Source organism: Mesorhizobium ciceri biovar biserrulae WSM1271 (assembly GCF_000185905.1).
Lineage (GTDB): Bacteria > Pseudomonadota > Alphaproteobacteria > Rhizobiales > Rhizobiaceae > Mesorhizobium > Mesorhizobium ciceri.
The window spans coordinates 4,750,769-4,768,441 of the sequence record NC_014923.1; the positions used below are offsets into that span (position 1 = coordinate 4,750,769).

A 17,673-nucleotide genomic window follows, 5' to 3' on the forward strand; every position below is an offset into this window, starting at 1 on the left:
CAACGCAAATGCCGGATGGCGCAAGCTCAAAATGCTTCCGGGTGCATGGCCTTGGCGATCTTGTCGATCGCTTCGATGTTGGCGGGTCCGGGCGTCAGCTCGGCGTAGCGGAGGGCGACGAAGCGCTCGTTCTTGACCGCGTCTGTCTCCTTCATGGCCGGATGCGCTTTCAGGAAATCGAGCAGCTTCCTGTAGCCGCCACCGTCCTGGTAATCGAGCAGGATGAGGAATTGCGGATTGCGCGACGCCACCGTTTCCCAATCCGTGTTGCCCCAGCTGGTGTCCATGTCAGCCATGATGTTGTCGCCGCCGGCGGCAGTGATCATGGCGCTGGGGATGGCGAACTTGCCTGCGGTGAACGGCTTGTCCTCGCCGGAATCGTAGAGGAACACCCGCGTGCCCTTGGCGCTGCCGACCTTGGCGGTGATGTCGGCGAGCTGCGCCTTCCAGCCAGAGACAAGCTTTTCCGCCTCTGTCTCCTTGCCGAAGATCTTGCCCAGCTTTTCGACGTCGCCATAGAGCAGGTTCATCGAGGCGGCGGGGCGGCTCTTGTCGGGATGGACGCAGCTTTCCGCCAGAACCAGCGTCTTGATGCCGTGCGGGGCAAGCGTGTCGGGCGTCACCTCGCCACCCGGCTTCATGCCGTAGTACCAGCCGGCGAAGAAGAAATCCGGCTCCACGGCCACGAGGTTTTCGAGCGTCGGATATTTCGGCGCCAGCTCCGGGATCGAACCCTGCTCTGCCTTGAATTCGGAACCGACCTTGTACCATCCGGTGATGCCCGTCAGGCCGACGATTGACGGCTGCAATTTCAGCGCGAAAGCCATCTCGGCCATGTTCAGATCGTGGATGACAGCGCGCTTCGGCGGCGCGTCGAAGGTCAGCGGCTTGCCGCAGCTGTCGACGGTTACCGGGAAGGCGAAGGCGGTCGAGGTCAGCAGCGAGACGGCAAGCGAAAAAGCGAGGCGTTTCACGGGTATGCTCCTTGTGGGTGGGATCGGGTCGACTATGGAACGGCTTCAATCACGACGGCGGCGCGGCACGGTTCGGAACCTCGAACACCGTCAACTCTCGATCCTCGGTTGGATGGCGCAGGCGCAGCACATCGATGCCGAAAATCTCGCGGATCAGCTGTTGGGCCAGCGCTTCGCGCGGTGCGGCGAGCGCTTGCAGACGGGCATGGTTCATCACCGCCACCCTGGTGGCGAAGGGTGCTACCAGCGCCAGATCGTGCAGCACCGCGATCACCGTCATCTCAAAGCCTGCCACGAGGTCGAGCAGTTCGCCGCGGGCGCGCGGGTCCAGATGGTTGGTCGGTTCGTCGAGGAACAGGATTTTGGGCTGCTGGGCGATGGCGCGCGCCAGTTGGGCGCGCTGGCGCTCGCCGCCCGACAGCGAGCCGACGGTGCGGCCAAGCAGCGGCAGCAGGCCGGTCCGGCGCAGCGCCTCGACGGCGATATCGCGTTCCTCGCGCCTGCGCCGCAGCCCGGCGTGCGGGACCCGGCCAAGCTCGACATAATCGATCACCGCCAGCCGCGGATCGGGCTGGTCGGTCTGGCCGACAACGGCGATATGCAGCGCCCGCTCGGCGGCCGAAATCCTGTCCAGCCCGCGTCCGCCAAGCTTCACCTCGCCGGAACTTGGCCGCAGCATGCCCGACAGCATGCGCAGCAGCGTCGTCTTGCCGGCGCCGTTGGGACCGATGATGGCAAGGCGATCGCCAGCGGCCACCGAGAAGCTGACCGCCTGGACCAGATTCCGCCCATTCGCCATGGCACAGAGGTCATGGGCTTCGAGAAGCGCTGCGCTCATCGGCTGCAGCCCGCCGGATTGCGGGGACGGCAAAGTGTGCGCATGGTGATGCGATGATCGATGGAGCCGTCCAACTTTCCGTCACTTTCCAAAACTGGCGACGGAAGGAAGCTGGCGAACCGGCCGACAAGGCCGGGATTCGCGTTTCCTCCCGGCACACCCCGTCCGGTCAACTCAGTGATGGCAGGTCTCCTGGCTCGCGGGTCGTTGCGCCATCCTGCCTTCCCAGCCTTGCCGGCCAGTGGCATTCACGGATTTTGCTCGCCGCTTACAGTTGCGGGGGCAGCCACGGCCTCGACCTGAACAGGCCTCACCGTGTTCCCTTTTCACCCCTCGCCTTTCGGCTCGGGGACCATCACCACTTCAGCGTAGATTTCCACCAAACGCTTCGCAATGGATTTCTCGGACGAAGTGGTGGGCCAGCTAAGGGAAACAGGCATTGCACGCTCACTTTATGTAATAACATAACATTCTTAGGAGATGACGCGGCCCGCTGTCAAGCGAAAGCCCATGGGATCGGCGCAGATTGCACGGAATGCGCAATTTCGATCAAACTGGCCGCGCCAGGAAACGCCAAGATGATCCGGCCAATGCGAAAAGGAGCCCCATGAACCCGACCGAGAAAGCGCTGTGGTTCGTCGAGAGCCATCTGCCGGAGGCGATCTCGCTTGACGATGTCGCGCAAAGCAGCGGCGTGTCGCGTTTTCATGTGACGCGCGCCTTCGGCGCCGCAACCGGCCGCTCGGTGATGGGTTACATGCGCTCACGCCGGCTGACCGAGGCGGCGCGCAAGCTGGCCGGCGGAGCGCCCGACATCCTCGCCGTCGCGCTCGACGCCGGCTACAACTCGCATGAGGCGTTCACCCGTGCCTTCCGCGATCAGTTCGGCACCACGCCGGAACTGGTGCGCGCGCAAGGCTCGACCAACAACCTCGACCTCGTGGAGCCGATCCTGATGGACCAGTCCTTCCTCACCAATCTCGAACCACCGCGCTTCGAGACCAGCCGGCCGTTCCTGATCGCCGGCCTCGGCGAACGCTACAGCTGTGAAACCAGCGCCGGGATTCCGATGCAGTGGCAGCGTTTTGCACCCTATATCGGCAACATCCCCGGCGAGATCTCAGGCGTTTTCTACGGCGTGTGCCTTAACGGCGACGACGCGGGCAATTTCGACTATGTCGTCGGCGTCGAAGTGTCCGGCTTTGCGGATCTGCCGACGGACTTCTATCGGGTGCGGGTGCCGGCGCAGAAATATGCGGTGTTCTCGCACCGCGAGCACATCTCATCCATCCGCCGGACGATCAACACGATCTGGAACAGTTGGCTGCCCGACTCCGGTCACGAAATCGCGGATGCACCGGAATTCGAGCGCTATGGACCGGAGTTCGATGCCCACAGCGGCAATGGCGGGCTGGAGATCTGGGTACCGGTGAAGGCGTAGCTCGATCACGCCATCGGCAGCGCCGGCCAGCGATCGATGACCTTTCCGCCGGAAAACACGGCGATCGACCCGAATTGCTGCAGCACGGCCTCGCTCTGCGTCGGCCTTAGAAACGCGTAGTCGCCTGGCCTTGCGGTCGCATCGGCGGGCAAGCCCATGAATTGCTGGTTGGAGGACAGGCCGAGCAGGCCGTTCGTCTTCATGCCTTGGGGGAAGACCGGCTCGGCCATCCACTTGCCGCCATAGAGATAGCAGCCCTTGCGCGGAAACCGGCCGAGCGCCTGCAGCAGGCGGGTAACGGCCGGCGGGCCAGGCAGCATCGGCTCGACCACTTTCAGGATCGGCGTAGCGATGAAAGCCGCCGGCTGGAAGCCGTCGAGGCCTGGCGTATCGAAGTCGCTGGGCAGCACGAAGGCCGAGCCCATCGACACTTCATTGGCCGCGCCGCCACGATGAAGCAGCGCGGTCTTGCTGCCGCCGATGTTGAGGATGCGGCGCTGGTCGGCACCGAGACAGGCGACGAACGCCGCAGCCTGCGCCGACGCCTCCGCCAATGCCTTTGCCGGTCCGCCGAAAAGGCCGGGAATGAGCGGCGCATGCGCCTCGTAGGCCATGACGCCTTCGCAATGCAGCCGGACCGGCAACGCGCTCAGCGCCTTCGACAAGGCCGCGGGATCAGCAAAGCCGCCGCGATGCAGCCCGACATCGATCTCGAAAGCGATGCGCAGGCCGATGCCGAGTTCGTCAGCGAGAGCACCGTATTCCGCCAGTCTCTCCTCGCTGTCGATCAGCCAGCAGACACGCGACCAGTCGGCATCACCCTTCACCAGCGCAGCCCTTGCCGCACCGATCGGCATCGGCTTGCCGTAGAGCAGATCGGCATCCGGAAACGCCTTCAGCACCGCCTTGCTGATCGGCGGGTGGAAGGTCATGAAGCGCTCATGGCGAAGCGCCTTGCCTATATGCGCAAGCAGCGGCAGGCAGGCGAGCGATTTGTCGACCAGCCGCACGGCCAGGCCGGGATCCAGCCTCCTTTTTACCAGGGCAATGTTTCCGTCCAGCCGATCGCGGTCGAGCAGCAGGCAGGGCTGGAAGATGCCGGCTTCCTTCAGCGCATCCGAGAGGGTGGAAAAATAGGTGCTCATCATTCGATGCCGAACAGGCCGGCCATGTAGGGCGACACGAAGCGGTTTTCCGGATCGATGTCGCGGCGCGCCGCCATGGCATCGTCCCAGCGCGGGTAGAGCTTTTTCAGCTCCGCCGCTTTCAGGCTGTGCATCTTGCCCCAATGCGGCCGGCCGCCATATCTGCGGAAGATCGGCTCTGCCGCCCGCATGAACGGCAAAGGATCGTTCGCGGCGTCATGGTGGATGGCGATGGAGCAGGTCAGCCTGTTGTAGAATGGCGAAAGCCAGAACTGGTCCGGCGTGACCGAGCGCACCTCCATCGGGAAATAGACCTCGGGAAAGCGCTTCTCGGTCAGCTCGATGATCTCGGCCAGCGCCTTCGGCCCTTCCTCGAACGGCAAATGATATTCCATCTCGTTGAACTTGGTCTGCCGGTCGCTGGCATAGACGTTGAGCCAGTCCTGCACGTAGTCCTCGGCGGGAAATTTGGCGGCCGCCGATCGGATCAGGCGGCCACGCAGCGATGGCAGCCAGGCAAGTGAAGTGCGCAGCCTGCGCAGTGTCCTCAAACCCGCCTCGTCCTCTTCCGGCGGCCGCGTGGTGGGTGCGGCATCGCTGAAATCGCTGGCGATGAACTGCGCATAGCCGGAAAACGGAATGTAGTAGAATTCGGCCGAGCGATGCGCGGCCATCATCGCCTCGAAATCGCGCAGCATCTCGGTGATCGGCAGCACATATTTGCGGCGGCGCAACCGGTAGGTCGCGATGTTGTTCAGCGTCACTTCGGTGAGCACGCCGAAAGCGCCGAGCGCAACACCGATGGCGTGGATCATGTCCCGATCCCCTGCCCGCTTGAAGTCGCGGACCTTGCCAAGGCCGTCGACGATCTGCACCGTCTCCAGCTGCGTGTGATAGGCGCCGAGCGTCGGTCCCGAGCCGTGCGTGGCTGTGCCCAGCGCGCCGCCGATCGCCTGGCGGTCGATATCGCCCATGTTGGGCAGGCCCTGGCCAATGCCTTGCAGGATGTGCATGAGCGGGCCGAGCCGGGTCCCTGCCCGCACCCGCGCCTGATGTTTTTGCGCGTCGTGCGAGACCAGCCCTTCCAGTCTCTCCAGGGACAGGATCGTGCCCTGCGATTTCACCAGCGGTGTGAAGGAATGACCGGCGCCGGCAACGCGCACCGGGCCAGGCGCGGTCCGGACGAGATCACCGAGTTCACCGGCATCGCCGGGGCTGGCGATCAGCTTGGGCTCGGCACTTACGAAGCCCGACCAGTTGCTCCAAGTGTTCGACATGGCGCTCCCCGCTCAGGCAACCGCACGACGGCGACGTGACACAAGGACGAAGAGACCGAGCAGCGCCACGCTTGCCACCGCGCTGGCGGCGGCGAATTCCGGCACCGGCCGGAAATCCTTGCCATCGATGAGCAGCGACGCCGCAATCGGCCCGATCGCCAGGCCGAACAGTTGGGCTGCCGGCACCAGCAGCACAGCGGTGCGCGTCTCGTCGGCGGTGATCGCCAGACGGATCTGGTAGGGCACGATGAACAGCAGGATAAAGCCCATGGCCAGGGCAGCGACCCAGAACGTCGTCAGGCCGGGGCTGCTGGCAAGAACCAGGGAACTGACAAGCGCCACGACGCCGATCGCCGCGATGGCAAGGCGATAATCGATGCGCGCCTCGAACGCGGTCGCCGTCATCGCCCCCAGGACCTGCACCGCGAGGCTGGCCGAGACGATCAGGCCGACGGTGCGGCCATCGATGCCGTATTGCGCGCCTAGCGGCTCCAGGAAAGCCCAGACCGCGCCGAAGAACATGAAGTAGCAGAAGACCGACAGCAGCGCGGTCATCGAGGGAACCGTCAGCACATTGGCCAGATTCTCTTCCTTGGGCAGGTCGGCATAGTCACCGGGCACGGTGAAAGCGACCGCCAGCGACACGACGCAGACGACGGCAAGAACGATGAAGCCACCCGCCGACCCTGCGGCCGGGATGACATAGAGCGCCAGCAACAGGGCGAGCGCGCATTGCGCCAGCGTCTGCATGGTGACGAAATAGCCGCCGATGCGCTCGGCACGCCGCGAGCGGGCGATCAGTTCGGTGGCGATGGCGACCAGACCGCCCTCGGCGAGCCCGGCAAGGGCGCGGGCCGCAATCAGCATGTTGGCGCTCGCGGCATAGGCCGTCCACACATTGGCCAGCGCCAGCAGCAGCAGAAGGACGGCACTTTTCCAGCGCATATTGTGGGCCGAAAGCAGCATCGCCACGACGGCCGAACCGATGGCAATGGCGATCATCTCGGCGGTGGCAACCAGCGCCAGTTCGTCGCCGCTGACATGGCCTTCGGTGTAGAGAGCTCCGAGCAGCACCGGCTGCAGGCCGAGGATGAGCAGGCCGACCGAACCGATCCACAGGGCCGAGGCGAGCTGCCAGCTGGTCGGATTGCCGACCAGCCAGTCGCCACTGCCTGCGTGGCCGATATCTGTCGAAGCCAAAGGCGCCTCCCCAACGTCCTTGCCGCGAGGCAAAAAAGCTGACAACCTGTCAGTATTTCAGAAACTGATACTTGATCATATTTCTTGTCAACCGGAATCTAAAAACCGTGCGAAAGATCGGTGCATGACGGAATTGAAGAGAATGGCGACCGAGCCGAGGCGCAAGCCCAAGCAGGAACGCAGCCGCGAGCGCATCGACGCGATCCTGTCGACGACCATGCGGCTGATCGGGGAAAAGGGTATCGACGCCGTCACTATGAAGGAGGTCGGCATGCTGGCGGGCGGGCCAATCGCCACCGTCTACCACTACTTTCCCAACAAATCGGCGATCCTGGCGATGCTCTATGAGCGGTTTTCAGAGGTCAGCCGGGCACGGCTGACGACGATCATCGCCGAAATCCACGAGGCGAAAGATGTCATCGTGGCCGCTGACCGGCTGCTCGATGATTATCTCAGCCGTGTCGCCGGCGATCCGGCCATCCAGGATCTGCAGAACGCCATCCAGGCCGACAAGGCGCTCAAGAACCTCGACCTCGCCGAAACGCGGCACCAAGCCAAAATGTTCTGCGACCATGTCATCGCCTTGCTGGAGCCCGAGAGGCGCGAGCAGTTCGAACGCATGGTTCTGCTGATCTTCCAGCTCGCCGGCGGCGTGGTGCGCCTGGCGCTTGCCGAGGGCGAAGCGGAAAGCCGCCGGACCATCGAGGATTACCGGTCTATCATTCACACGCAGCTGCGGCTGTTCCTCTAGAGCCGCGCCTATTTCGCCCGATGGACGAGGCCTTCGAAGCCGTGTGTCAGATCCGAAGCGCCGGCCGCGAACATCTTGACGAGATTTTGCGGACGGCCGGGAGTCTTGTTCGCATCGAGGAGGATGGCCCTGCCCTCATGCATGACGAAATCGAATTTTCCATAGTCGAAGCCGAGTTCACGCCGGCGCTCACGCAGTTCGTCGGGCACCGGGACGGGCTCGCGCCGGATCGTCTCCGATGCCTTGACCAGGCCGTTCGGGGAGACGTAGCGGGTGCAGCGCTCTCGCTCTCCGCAAAACACCCAGAAACGAACAGCAAAACCGTCGGGTTCTCTCTCCGGAATGAACTTTTCCACGACGAGATCGTCGCAATCAAAGACGCCGTCTGGAACGTCGCCGAGAGATCTGTGGATCTCATAGGGGTGCAAGATTGGCAAATGCGGAAACGGCGGCTGTTTGCCCGCGCGCTCGGATCGCCGGTTGAGGAGCGTCTCCGGGATTCCCCGATTGTTGAGATTGCTTTTGACGATCACCTGACCTTGCCAGCTGTCGGTTTTGTCGATCAATGCACCACTGATCCGCCGTTTGGATATGTCGGCGGCGCCGATGTTGAGGCAGAATGCAAAACTCCGGGCATAGTCGACATAGTCCGTGGGCGTCACCGTGGCATCGACATGCAATACCGCCATATCGGCGCTGACCGGCTTCGACAGGCCTTGCTGAACCCGAACCGAATGGCCGCGCCTTTTCAATTCCGCAAGAATGTCGAACAGCATGTATGGGCTGCTCCTGCGCAGCAGAATATCGCGCCTGCCCAGGAACCTGTCATGCTCATGCGTTATCACGGCGATACGCGCCACTATCCACCTCCTGGACTGTCTGTAGATGCCTTGAAATGTCTTGGCTTGTCCAACGACCTCTATTAAGCCCCGGTGATATCCAAAATCCAGGCGTGCAGGGGGCCAATGGAATTGCATGACAAATCATTGGGACGATTACCACCGCCATTGGAAACTTCTGGAAGCGCCGCTCCGGCCGACAGCGGAAACCGTCGCTATATTCGATCGCGAACTTGATCTCGGAAATGCCGATGTCCTTCTCTTGGGGGTTACCCCGGAATTGGCAGTTCTGGGCAAGTCGATGTTGGCGGTCGACCAGTCGGCGGCCATGATTTCCGGCGTATGGGCTGGCGACGACGGCTCGCGACGGGCAATCGCCGGCAACTGGCTTAACCTGCCCGTGGACCGCGCAAGCATCGACGCCGTCATCGGCGACGGATGCCTGTCGGCGGTCGCTTCCCAGGCGGCGCGCAGTTCGTTGTTTGGCGAGGTCGCCAGGGTGCTGAAGCCTGGCAGGCGCGCAGCGATCCGCGTCTTCGCACGACCGGAAACGGCGGACGATCTGTGCGGCATCGAAGCTCTGGTTCTGGCCGGCGGGATCGAGAATTTCCACGCGCTCAAATGGCGGATTGCGATGGCGTGTACGACCGACGACCGCGATTTTACCATCAAGGTGGCAACGATCCGCGATGCATTCGGCAGACTGTTTCCGGACCGCGAAGCTCTTGCCGCGCGAACAGGATGGAGCATGAGCTCGATCAACACGATCGACGTCTATGCAGGCTCGGACATAAGCTACAGCTTCGCGACGCTGGCCACGCTGACCAACGAGGCAGCCAACTGGTTCGGCGACGTGCGCGTCGTGCCGAGCGGAAGCTATCCGCTGGCGGAACGGTGCCCGCTTCTGGTGCTCGGTTCGGCCAGGCACCGGTAAGTTCATCATCATGCGCCAAGAGGCGCTCCGAGCGCCTTGACTCCGGCGCGCCGCCAGCCTATTTCAGCGCCACGTTAGCACTCGCCTTTGGTGAGTGCTAACCACATGTCCGGCGCCGCCGGATGGAGGAACTGTTTCTCACCGTTCTCATCGAGGAAGAAAAAATGGCAAAGTCGAAGTTCCGCCCGCTTCATGACCGCGTGGTCGTTCGCCGGGTCGAATCCGAATCCAAGACCGCTGGCGGGATCATCATCCCCGACACGGCAAAGGAAAAGCCGCAGGAAGGCGAGATCATCGCTGTCGGCTCCGGCGCTCGTGACGAAGCTGGCAAGCTGGTCCCGCTGGACGTCAAGGCCGGCGACCGCATCCTGTTCGGCAAGTGGTCGGGCACCGAAGTCAAGCTCAATGGCGAAGACCTTCTGATCATGAAGGAATCCGACATCATGGGCATCATCGGCTGATATCAGGCCTTTCCGTCAACTGAATTCCCGGGCTCGATCAAAGCCCCTGCCAGGAGCTAAAAATGGCTGCCAAAGACGTAAAATTCTCCCGTGATGCCCGCGAGCGCATGCTGCGCGGCGTCAACATCCTCGCCGACGCGGTGAAGGTCACGCTCGGCCCCAAGGGCCGCAACGTCGTCATCGACAAGTCGTTCGGCGCCCCGCGCATCACCAAGGACGGCGTCACCGTCGCCAAGGAAATCGAGCTTGAAGACAAGTTCGAGAACATGGGCGCGCAGATGGTCCGCGAAGTTGCTTCGAAGACCAACGACATCGCCGGCGACGGCACCACGACCGCGACCGTTCTGGCGCAGTCGATCGTCCAGGAAGGCCACAAGGCCGTTGCCGCCGGCATGAACCCGATGGACCTGAAGCGCGGCATCGATCTGGCCGTGACCGAAGTCGTCTCGGCGCTCGGCAAGGCTGCCAAGAAGATCAAGACCTCCGAGGAAGTTGCCCAGGTCGGCACGATCTCGGCCAATGGCGACGAGTCGGTCGGCAAGATGATCGCGGAAGCGATGCAGAAGGTCGGCAACGAAGGCGTCATCACGGTTGAAGAAGCCAAGACCGCCGAGACCGAACTCGAAGTCGTCGAAGGCATGCAGTTCGACCGCGGCTATCTCTCGCCCTACTTCGTCACCAACGCCGACAAGATGGTTGCCGAGCTCGAGGACGTCTACATCCTCCTGCACGAGAAGAAGCTGTCCAACCTCCAGGCCATGCTGCCGGTTCTCGAAGCCGTCGTGCAGACCTCGAAGCCGCTGCTCATCATCTCGGAAGACGTCGAAGGCGAGGCTCTGGCCACGCTGGTCGTCAACAAGCTGCGTGGCGGCCTGAAGATCGCTGCCGTCAAGGCGCCGGGCTTCGGTGATCGCCGCAAGGCCATGCTGGAAGACATCGCCATCCTCACCGGTGGCCAGGTCATCTCGGAAGACCTCGGCATCAAGCTCGAGAACGTCGGCCTCAACATGCTCGGCCGCGCCAAGAAGGTGTCGATCTCCAAGGAGAACACCACCATCGTCGACGGCGCCGGCAAGAAGGCCGAGATCCAGGGCCGCGTTGCCCAGATCAAGCAGCAGATCGAAGAGACCACTTCGGACTACGACAAGGAGAAGCTGCAGGAACGTCTGGCGAAGCTCGCCGGCGGCGTTGCGGTGATCCGCGTCGGCGGTGCGACGGAAGTCGAAGTCAAGGAAAAGAAGGACCGCGTCGATGACGCCCTCAACGCGACCCGCGCGGCCGTGGAAGAAGGCATCGTTGCTGGTGGTGGCGTCGCGCTGCTGCGCGCTTCGGCCAACATCAAGGCCACCGGCGTCAACGCCGACCAGGCCGCCGGCATCAACATCGTTCGTCGTGCGCTGCAGGCTCCGGCCCGCCAGATCGCGGCCAACGCCGGTGCGGAAGCATCGATCGTTGCCGGCAAGATCCTTGAGAACAAGGGCGCGACCTTCGGCTACAACGCCCAGACCGGCGACTATGGCGACATGATCGCCATGGGTATCGTCGATCCGGTCAAGGTCGTTCGCACCGCTCTCCAGGACGCGGCCTCGGTCGCCGGCCTGCTGGTCACCACCGAAGCCATGATCGCGGAGGCTCCGAAGAAGGAGTCGGCTGGCGGCGGCATGCCTGGCGGCATGGGCGGCGGCGGCATGGGCGGCATGGGCGGCATGGATTTCTAATCCAGCCAACCTGGCTAAGCTTACGGAAAGGGCGGCAGCGATGCCGCCCTTTTTCGTTCTTTTAGGACGCGTCAGAACGGGTGTTGGCTGTCGTCTACAGGTCGCGTTACAATTCCACATCCGCGTAAGGGATATACCGACAGGAACCGTTCGCTTTGTTGAAGCAGGCGGGCCTCCTGAACCAAAAGTGAGAAGCTTGCGTTACATTGCCTTCATCCACAAAGACCCGGACAGCATCTACGGTGTGAGCTTCCCCGACATGCCTGGCTGCATCTCGGCCGGAGTTACGATCGACGAAGCCGTACGCAACGGCGTAGAGGCGCTGTCGGGCCATGTCCGGATGCTGGAAGGGGATGGCGATCCAGTTCCGCCGCCGCGCGACTTCGATGCCATCATGAGCGATCCCGAACTGGCGGAGGATCGCGACGGCGCCATGACGACTGTCATTCCGTTGATCCGTGATCGCGGATCAACGACGCGGATCAACGTATCTTCCGATCTGGGCCTGCTCGAAGCTATCGATGCGACGGCGCGTGAACGTGGACAGACACGCTCGGCCTTCCTTACTTCAGCTGCTCGCAAAGACATTGTGGATTAGCTGCGCAAAAAGCCCACTGCCTTCGGCTGCATGGCTGGAATACGCTGGGTCTTTGCCGCGTTGACCACATCAGGCGCGGTCGCAACGTTAGGTCCCCGGTGAGGATATCCCGACCGCGGAAATCGCCGCGTCGCGATTGCGGCCTGCTCCATCAAGCACCGCGGCTTCGATCAACGCCGCCACCTCATCGGCCACGGCCTGTACCGGGGCGCGGTCGCTTGTGGCGCGGGCGATCACCATCAGCCCTTCCAGTGACGATTCGACCAGCAGTGCCAATGCATGCGCGCGGCGCGCGGGCACCCCTGCCCTGACGAAGGCGTCCCGCAGCAGGCCTATCCACTGTTCGAAGGCCGAGCGGCACAACTCCGCCAGTTCCGGCACGTCGGTGGGCGAGTCCAGCACGACAGGCGCGATCGGACAGCCGAGTGAAAACTGGTTGTCTTCCAGCATGCGCCCCACCGACTGGTAGATATGATGGACGGCTACCGCCGGATCCTTTTCGGCGGCCAGCGCTTCGCCCAGCCTCTCCGTCACGTCGGCAACGCTGGCGCGCGTCACCTCGATGACCAATTGGTCCTTGCCGCCGGGAAAATGAAAATACAGCGAGCCCCGCGGTGCGCCGCTGGCGCTCAATATGTCGTTGAGCGAGGTGCCGTGATAGCCGCGCTGCCTGAGCAGCAGCCCAGTCGTCTCGAGTATGCGGGTGCGGGTGTCGTTGGCCATGTCAACCTCTGTCAGGAGAGATCATTATAGGCCTTGCGCAAAATATGACAATCGGTCTACATAATATGTAGATCAGTCTATATATTTGAGGTTCGAAATGCGCAGCTATCGCCTTGAAGGGACCGGCGGAATCGAAAGCCTGGTGCTGCGGGACGAGGCGCGACCGGAGCCGGGAGCGCACGAGATCGTGGTGCGCATTCGCGCCACCTCGCTCAACCGGCGCGACACGATGATCCTCAACGGCGCCTATCCGCTGACGCCGCGCCAGGGCGTCGTGCCGCTGAGCGACGGGGCTGGTGAGATTGTAGCCGTCGGCGCTGCCGTCACCCGCTTTGCCGTCGGCGACCGTGTCACCGGCAGCTATTTCGCGCGCTGGATCGACGGCCGCATCCATGCCGGGCTCGTCGACCAGCTCGGCTGCACGCTGGACGGCATGCTGGCGGAATATGCGGTTCTCGACGAACAATGGACGGTGCGGCTGCCCGATCATCTCGACTGGCAAGAGGCCGCAACGCTGACCTGCGCCGGCCTGACCGCCTGGAATGCGGTGACGGGCGCCGGAATTCCGAAGCCCGGCCAATGGGTTCTGGTCATCGGCTCGGGCGGCGTCTCCCTCTTTGCATTGCAGTTCGGCAAGCTGCTCGGCTGCCATGTCGCCGCCGTCACCTCGCGCGGCGAGAAAGCCGACAGGCTGCGGGCGCTGGGCGCCGACCTGGTGATTTCGACATCGGATATGCCGCAATGGGGCGCGGCCGTCCGCGACCAGACCGGCGGCATCGATCTCGTCGTCGAGACCGGTGGCCCGGCGACCTTCACGCAGTCGCTGATCGCCAGCACGCTTTACGGGCACATCGTGCTCTTGACGCTGCAGGATGCGAAAGGCGGATCGATCCAGCTGCCGGCGGCACTCTACCAGCGCAGCCTCGCCACCATCAGCCGCCTGTTCGTCGGCAGCCGGACCAATCTCGAAGCCATGCTGCGCGCCGTCTCGCAGCACCGCCTGCGGCCCGTCATCGACAAGGTCTTCGCCTTTACCGAGGCCGGCGATGCCTATCGCTATTTCCAGCAGGGCGACGTCTTCGGCAAGGTGATCATCGACGGCGCCTGACCCATCGAGTCCTCAAACCCAAGGGAGAACGACCATGACAATTCGTGAAGCCTCGGCCAAATGGCAAGGGACGTTGAAGGAAGGTTCGGGCCGGTTGCGGCTCGGCAGCGGCGTCTTCGAAGGCGCCTATTCCTTCCCGTCGCGTTTCGAGAACGGGCCGGGCACCAACCCGGAAGAACTGATCGCCGCGGCGCATGCAGGCTGCTTCTCGATGGCGCTGAGCGCCATACTGGGCAACGCCAATTATGTCCCGACAAGCATCAGCACCGTCGCCAAGGTGCATCTTGGCGCAACCGCTGCCGGTCCGACGATCACCCGCATCGAACTCGAAACCGAGGCAGAGGTCGCGGGACTTGCCGAAGATGAATTCGAGCGCCTTACACAGTCCGCCAAGGCGGGCTGCCTCGTCTCGCGGGCCCTTGGCGGCGTGTCTCAGATCACCCTCAAGGCAACGCTCGTCGAAGCCACCAAAGGTCAATGAAGCCAGGAGAAAGAAGATGACACAGGAGATTGTCATGGACGCAAACGCGTACGATCTGTCCCAGAAGACCGCCGAGATCATGCGGCGCTACAACGACGTATTCCAACGCCATGATCCTTCGGCACTCGCCGAGCTGGTGGCCGAGGATTGCGTGATCGAGAACACCGTGCCGGCGCCGGACGGCGCTCGCCATGCCGGCAAGGAAGCGTGCGTCGGGCTTTGGACGGCGATCGCGACCCAGGCCGGCACGCGCTTCGATATCGAGGAAACCTTCGTTGCCGGTGACCGGGCAACGATCCGCTGGCGCTATTTCATGACCGACGGCAATTCGCTGCGCGGCGTCAACCTCATGCGTGTGGCCGATGGGCGGATCGTCGAAGCGATGGGCTATGTGAAGGGGTAGCGCGCCCCGAGCAATGCCCCGAAAGCGCATAACCGCTTTTCGCCCGGAATAGCGCAACAAAGGAGAGCGGATCAGCGAGACTGAACCGCTCCCCGCTACCGATCGGCCAGCGCCAGCTTTGCGCCGAGCATGACGAAGGCGCCGGCGAAGGTCCGGCGCATCCAGGTCAACACCATTGGCCGCGAGACGACATGGCTGCGGATCGAGGCTGCGAAGATGCCGTAGCCGACGAAAACCACGAACGTCAAAAGCATGAAGACGGAACTCAGTTCCAGCATTTTCGACAGCGCATTGGGCTCGGTGGTGCTGACGAACTGCGGCAGGAAGGCGAAGAAGAAGATCGACAGTTTCGGATTGAGCACGTTGACGAGGATACCGGTGGCAATCACCTTGCCGGCCGAGCGCGGCGTCACATCCTGCTCGACGCTGAGGCCGCCCTTTTCCTTCAGCGTGTTCCAGGCCATGTAGAGCAGGTAGGCGACGCCGAGATATTTCAGCGTCTCGAAGGCGAGCGCACTGGTGTGCAGCAGCGCCGCCAGGCCAGTGATGGCGGCGGCCATGTGCGGGATGATGCCGAGCGTGCAGCCGAAGGCGGCGATGACGCTGGCCCGCGCACCGCGCGAGAGGCCGGCGCTCAGCGTGTAGAGAACGCCGGTGCCGGGCGAAGCCACGACAATCAGGGACGTCAACAGAAATTCGATGCTCACGATGGTTCCTCCGCCACCCTACCAAGCCAGGAAGGTACCGGGCTGCGGGTCGGCGCACAAGCGGAGGCGACGGGAGATTGGCTACACCGGTAATCCGAGCGCCTGGCGTGCCATCAGACACTCCTCGTCGCCGGGCATGCAGGCGCGACAGACGTCCGGCCGCACGTCGTAGATGCCGCAAGCGGTCGACTTGCCGATCTCGCCGGACAGCGCCGAGCAGCGCACGCCCTCGCAACGCATGCCTGACAGGTCGGATGCGACATATTTTTCCGGGATACGGTCGAGCTGTGCGTCATCCTCGGTGGAAAAGCGCGGCCACTCGGCCGAATAGGAACAGCAGGCACCGCAGCTTTGGCAATCGAAGGTGCCCTGTTGCGACGACAAAACGCTTGCGGCGGCCACCAGGGCGGACAGCCCTGGCGCGGCGGGGTTGTGATCGGCGTCTTGCGGCAAGGCGCTATTTCTTCTTGGCCGTCTTGCCCTTCGGCGAATCCGCCGGCGACTTGAACAGGTCGGTCGCGGCCTCGGTGGCGTCGCCGGCTTTCGGCGCGGCAACCGGCTTCGCCGGTTTTGCCGCAGCACCCGAGGCTGCCGGCTGATCCTTGGAGGAGAATTTTATGGCCATGTCAGTCCTCGTCGGCGAAGCGCGATGATGGGGCGCGCGGATTGCGCAGGCGGCCGATCAGCGCCGAAACGGCCGTGATGTTCATTTCCTCGGGCGACCAGTTTTTCACCGCCTCGATGTGATGGGCTGCCAGCTCGCGATGCGTGCTGCCGCTGTAGGCGGCGTCCTGATACGTCACCCGCTCATGGGTCTTGGCGTCTTCGCGGACATACTCGATCAGGTAGTTCGGGCATTCGGCGCGGCCGCGCACGCCGACGCGAACCTGGGCATCACCGTGGGCACGCTTGCAGCGCTCGAGCTTTTCCAGCACACGCCGGACGAATTCGACCGGCTTGTCGAGGCCTTCGACCATATCGGCAATGGTTGCGTCGGCGGCGATCGGTGTTGGCGGTACGCGTTTGGTGGCCATCAGCGTCGTCCGGCCCGCTTCGGCAAAGCGGCTAGCGCGGCGGCGGCGGCCATCTCGTCGGCCTCCTTCTCCAGGCGCAATTCGCGCAGACGCGCGGTCTTGGCTTCGCGTGCCTCACTGACGGCGTCGCGCTCGGAATTGATGCGGTTGAGCGACATCGACTGGGTTTGCGTCTTGCTGAACAGGGACACGGCCTGATCGACGGTTGTCTTTGAACTGGTGGTCAAATCTTTCTCCTGTCAGGAGCCTGTGCCGATGGAGCGAGACCGGGTCTTCGGTCAGGATCACGCACAAAGCAATACGCGCGGCGAATTCAAATTGCTGGAGCGTCCCTTAGCACGTCCAGGCCGGCGCGCAGCGCACTTTCGGCGGCAAGGCGCGGAAAATGAAAAAGGCCAGGCACCGCCTGACCTTCCATGAGAGCGTCGCGCAACCAGATGACATCCAAAAGGATGCACCGCACGGGAACGCCCTGCTTATGCACATGATATGCCGTGGAAACTCAGGTCTCCGCGGCCATGCGCCCGAATTCGCCACTCACCGGTGCCAGTACATCCGTGGTCACCGGGAGAGCAGAATTCGTTTTTCAGGCCGCCTTCAACTGGTCGGCGGACATCTTGCCCGACTTGTTGTCGCGGACCATCTCGTAGCCGAGCTTCTGGCCCTCGACGATGTCACGCATGCCGGCGCGCTCTACGGCCGAGATGTGGACAAAAACGTCGGCCGAGCCGTCGTCAGGCTGAATAAAACCAAAACCTTTGGTGGCGTTGAACCATTTAACTGTGCCGGTGCTCATGACGAACCCTTTCCATGGCAAATATTCGTTCGACGCCATGCGGATGCACAACGTCGTTTGTCCCGATTTTTGATGTGGGAAGTTCGTCAAAGGCGCGCTCGAAAGCGCGGATAACAAAAGTCAGTCAAACAAATATCGACGATTTGCTTGTAGGCTTCTTTTGGCGCGCTGTCAAATTTGCATAAAGCCACAGATGCGGATTTCTCCCAAAACGCCAGGCCAAACCAGCTGGCATGACGGCAAAC

General features: G+C 63.0%; 22 protein-coding genes and 1 riboswitch. Of the genes, 9 read left to right on the plus strand and 13 right to left on the minus strand.

Annotated features, from left to right (window positions below; translation table 11 throughout):
- Positions 1–26 precede the first annotated feature (26 nt).
- A complete protein-coding gene (locus tag MESCI_RS23120) occupies positions 27–974 on the minus strand; it encodes an ABC transporter substrate-binding protein (protein WP_013532380.1) in 948 nt (315 codons plus the stop codon).
- Positions 975–1,023: 49 nt separating this feature from the next.
- The gene (locus MESCI_RS23125) at positions 1,024–1,812 is read right to left on the minus strand and encodes an ABC transporter ATP-binding protein (protein WP_013532381.1); all 789 of its coding nucleotides are present in this window, start codon (positions 1,810–1,812) and stop codon (positions 1,024–1,026) included.
- Between the two features lie 165 nt (positions 1,813–1,977).
- Positions 1,978–2,184, minus strand: a riboswitch (cobalamin riboswitch).
- A gap of 235 nt (positions 2,185–2,419) precedes the next feature.
- On the opposite strand from MESCI_RS23125, the gene MESCI_RS23130 reads away from it, so the two are divergent.
- Positions 2,420–3,253 (plus strand): AraC family transcriptional regulator, encoded by an 834-nt coding sequence (locus MESCI_RS23130; RefSeq protein WP_013532382.1) that lies wholly within the window; start codon positions 2,420–2,422, stop codon positions 3,251–3,253.
- Between the two features lie 5 nt (positions 3,254–3,258).
- On the opposite strand, the gene MESCI_RS23135 is transcribed toward MESCI_RS23130, so the two are convergent.
- From MESCI_RS23135 to MESCI_RS23145, 3 genes are read right to left on the minus strand one after another with little or no spacing between them, the layout of a single operon-like run.
- Entirely contained in the window at positions 3,259–4,398 is a 1,140-nt protein-coding gene (locus tag MESCI_RS23135; protein WP_164919957.1) for an alanine racemase, read from the minus strand.
- On the minus strand, positions 4,398–5,675 hold the full coding sequence (locus MESCI_RS23140) for a D-arabinono-1,4-lactone oxidase (protein WP_013532384.1): 1,278 nt from the start codon (positions 5,673–5,675) through the stop codon (positions 4,398–4,400). Before MESCI_RS23140 ends, MESCI_RS23135 begins: the two co-directional genes overlap by 1 nt.
- Before the next feature lie 12 nt (positions 5,676–5,687).
- Positions 5,688–6,875: an MFS transporter gene (locus MESCI_RS23145; protein ID WP_013532385.1), complete on the minus strand. Its 1,188-nt coding sequence runs from the start codon at positions 6,873–6,875 to the stop codon at positions 5,688–5,690.
- 124 nt (positions 6,876–6,999) lie between these two features.
- Between MESCI_RS23145 and MESCI_RS23150 the strand changes: the two genes are divergently transcribed.
- Positions 7,000–7,626, plus strand: a complete 627-nt coding sequence (locus MESCI_RS23150; RefSeq protein WP_027163205.1) for a TetR/AcrR family transcriptional regulator — start codon at positions 7,000–7,002, stop codon at positions 7,624–7,626.
- Between the two features lie 8 nt (positions 7,627–7,634).
- On the opposite strand, the gene MESCI_RS23155 is transcribed toward MESCI_RS23150, so the two are convergent.
- Positions 7,635–8,603, minus strand: a complete 969-nt coding sequence (locus MESCI_RS23155) for an ATP-grasp domain-containing protein (protein WP_244506941.1) — start codon at positions 8,601–8,603, stop codon at positions 7,635–7,637.
- Here MESCI_RS23155 and MESCI_RS23160 point away from each other — a divergent pair.
- The 4 genes from MESCI_RS23160 to MESCI_RS23175 all read left to right on the plus strand — a co-directional run bounded on the left by MESCI_RS23160 (position 8,602) and on the right by MESCI_RS23175 (position 12,176).
- A complete protein-coding gene (locus tag MESCI_RS23160; protein ID WP_013532388.1) occupies positions 8,602–9,399 on the plus strand; it encodes a class I SAM-dependent methyltransferase in 798 nt (265 codons plus the stop codon). The genes MESCI_RS23155 and MESCI_RS23160 overlap by 2 nt on opposite strands.
- Positions 9,400–9,563: 164 nt before the next feature.
- Entirely contained in the window at positions 9,564–9,860 is a 297-nt protein-coding gene (gene groES, locus MESCI_RS23165) for a co-chaperone GroES (protein ID WP_006203049.1), read from the plus strand.
- Positions 9,861–9,922: 62 nt separating this feature from the next.
- Positions 9,923–11,578: a chaperonin GroEL gene (gene groL, locus MESCI_RS23170; protein WP_013532389.1), complete on the plus strand. Its 1,656-nt coding sequence runs from the start codon at positions 9,923–9,925 to the stop codon at positions 11,576–11,578.
- A gap of 196 nt (positions 11,579–11,774) precedes the next feature.
- Positions 11,775–12,176 carry a type II toxin-antitoxin system HicB family antitoxin gene (locus MESCI_RS23175; RefSeq protein ID WP_245268564.1) on the plus strand — a complete coding sequence of 134 codons (402 nt, stop codon included), beginning with the start codon at positions 11,775–11,777 and terminating at the stop codon, positions 12,174–12,176.
- 87 nt (positions 12,177–12,263) lie between these two features.
- Here the strand turns inward: MESCI_RS23175 and MESCI_RS23180 are convergent, their stop codons facing one another.
- Positions 12,264–12,899: a TetR/AcrR family transcriptional regulator gene (locus MESCI_RS23180; protein WP_013532391.1), complete on the minus strand. Its 636-nt coding sequence runs from the start codon at positions 12,897–12,899 to the stop codon at positions 12,264–12,266.
- Between the two features lie 97 nt (positions 12,900–12,996).
- On the opposite strand from MESCI_RS23180, the gene MESCI_RS23185 reads away from it, so the two are divergent.
- From MESCI_RS23185 to MESCI_RS23195, 3 genes are read left to right on the plus strand one after another with little or no spacing between them, the layout of a single operon-like run.
- The gene (locus tag MESCI_RS23185; protein WP_013532392.1) at positions 12,997–14,007 is read left to right on the plus strand and encodes a zinc-dependent alcohol dehydrogenase family protein; all 1,011 of its coding nucleotides are present in this window, start codon (positions 12,997–12,999) and stop codon (positions 14,005–14,007) included.
- A 34-nt stretch (positions 14,008–14,041) separates the two neighbouring features.
- Positions 14,042–14,488 carry an OsmC family protein gene (locus MESCI_RS23190; protein ID WP_013532393.1) on the plus strand — a complete coding sequence of 149 codons (447 nt, stop codon included), beginning with the start codon at positions 14,042–14,044 and terminating at the stop codon, positions 14,486–14,488.
- 16 nt (positions 14,489–14,504) lie between these two features.
- A complete protein-coding gene (locus MESCI_RS23195; protein WP_013532394.1) occupies positions 14,505–14,891 on the plus strand; it encodes a nuclear transport factor 2 family protein in 387 nt (128 codons plus the stop codon).
- 95 nt (positions 14,892–14,986) lie between these two features.
- On the opposite strand, the gene MESCI_RS23200 is transcribed toward MESCI_RS23195, so the two are convergent.
- From MESCI_RS23200 to MESCI_RS23220, 6 genes are all read right to left on the minus strand, one after another.
- The gene (locus tag MESCI_RS23200; protein ID WP_013532395.1) at positions 14,987–15,598 is read right to left on the minus strand and encodes a LysE family translocator; all 612 of its coding nucleotides are present in this window, start codon (positions 15,596–15,598) and stop codon (positions 14,987–14,989) included.
- Positions 15,599–15,679: 81 nt separating this feature from the next.
- The gene (locus MESCI_RS23205) at positions 15,680–16,000 is read right to left on the minus strand and encodes a YkgJ family cysteine cluster protein (RefSeq protein ID WP_032809400.1); all 321 of its coding nucleotides are present in this window, start codon (positions 15,998–16,000) and stop codon (positions 15,680–15,682) included.
- Positions 16,001–16,055: 55 nt separating this feature from the next.
- Positions 16,056–16,223 carry a hypothetical protein gene (locus MESCI_RS32345; protein ID WP_013532397.1) on the minus strand — a complete coding sequence of 56 codons (168 nt, stop codon included), beginning with the start codon at positions 16,221–16,223 and terminating at the stop codon, positions 16,056–16,058.
- A 1-nt stretch (position 16,224) separates the two neighbouring features.
- Complete coding sequence (locus tag MESCI_RS23210; protein WP_013532398.1) at positions 16,225–16,632, minus strand: hypothetical protein; 408 nt, start codon at positions 16,630–16,632, stop codon at positions 16,225–16,227.
- Entirely contained in the window at positions 16,632–16,859 is a 228-nt protein-coding gene (locus MESCI_RS23215; protein WP_013532399.1) for a hypothetical protein, read from the minus strand. Before MESCI_RS23215 ends, MESCI_RS23210 begins: the two co-directional genes overlap by 1 nt.
- Positions 16,860–17,218: 359 nt before the next feature.
- Positions 17,219–17,428 (minus strand): cold-shock protein, encoded by a 210-nt coding sequence (locus MESCI_RS23220; RefSeq protein ID WP_010915421.1) that lies wholly within the window; start codon positions 17,426–17,428, stop codon positions 17,219–17,221.
- Positions 17,429–17,673: the final 245 nt, after the last annotated feature.

What these genes read in the sequence shown, in the direction of transcription:
- MESCI_RS23130 (WP_013532382.1), top strand. Translation starts at nt 2,420, where the DNA reads ATGAACCCGACCGAGAAAGCGCTGTGGTTCGTCGAGAGCCATCTGCCG.
- MESCI_RS23150 (WP_027163205.1), top strand. Translation starts at nt 7,000, where the DNA reads ATGACGGAATTGAAGAGAATGGCGACCGAGCCGAGGCGCAAGCCCAAG.
- MESCI_RS23125 (WP_013532381.1), bottom strand. Translation starts at nt 1,812, where the DNA reads ATGAGCGCAGCGCTTCTCGAAGCCCATGACCTCTGTGCCATGGCGAAT.
- MESCI_RS23155 (WP_244506941.1), bottom strand. Translation starts at nt 8,603, where the DNA reads ATGCAATTCCATTGGCCCCCTGCACGCCTGGATTTTGGATATCACCGG.
- MESCI_RS23210 (WP_013532398.1), bottom strand. Translation starts at nt 16,632, where the DNA reads ATGGCCACCAAACGCGTACCGCCAACACCGATCGCCGCCGACGCAACC.
- groES (WP_006203049.1), top strand. Translation starts at nt 9,564, where the DNA reads ATGGCAAAGTCGAAGTTCCGCCCGCTTCATGACCGCGTGGTCGTTCGC.
- MESCI_RS23140 (WP_013532384.1), bottom strand. Translation starts at nt 5,675, where the DNA reads ATGTCGAACACTTGGAGCAACTGGTCGGGCTTCGTAAGTGCCGAGCCC.
- groL (WP_013532389.1), top strand. Translation starts at nt 9,923, where the DNA reads ATGGCTGCCAAAGACGTAAAATTCTCCCGTGATGCCCGCGAGCGCATG.
- MESCI_RS23180 (WP_013532391.1), bottom strand. Translation starts at nt 12,899, where the DNA reads ATGGCCAACGACACCCGCACCCGCATACTCGAGACGACTGGGCTGCTG.
- MESCI_RS23220 (WP_010915421.1), bottom strand. Translation starts at nt 17,428, where the DNA reads ATGAGCACCGGCACAGTTAAATGGTTCAACGCCACCAAAGGTTTTGGT.
- MESCI_RS23135 (WP_164919957.1), bottom strand. Translation starts at nt 4,398, where the DNA reads ATGAGCACCTATTTTTCCACCCTCTCGGATGCGCTGAAGGAAGCCGGC.
- MESCI_RS23185 (WP_013532392.1), top strand. Translation starts at nt 12,997, where the DNA reads ATGCGCAGCTATCGCCTTGAAGGGACCGGCGGAATCGAAAGCCTGGTG.
- MESCI_RS23160 (WP_013532388.1), top strand. Translation starts at nt 8,602, where the DNA reads ATGACAAATCATTGGGACGATTACCACCGCCATTGGAAACTTCTGGAA.
- MESCI_RS23190 (WP_013532393.1), top strand. Translation starts at nt 14,042, where the DNA reads ATGACAATTCGTGAAGCCTCGGCCAAATGGCAAGGGACGTTGAAGGAA.
- MESCI_RS23195 (WP_013532394.1), top strand. Translation starts at nt 14,505, where the DNA reads ATGACACAGGAGATTGTCATGGACGCAAACGCGTACGATCTGTCCCAG.
- MESCI_RS32345 (WP_013532397.1), bottom strand. Translation starts at nt 16,223, where the DNA reads ATGGCCATAAAATTCTCCTCCAAGGATCAGCCGGCAGCCTCGGGTGCT.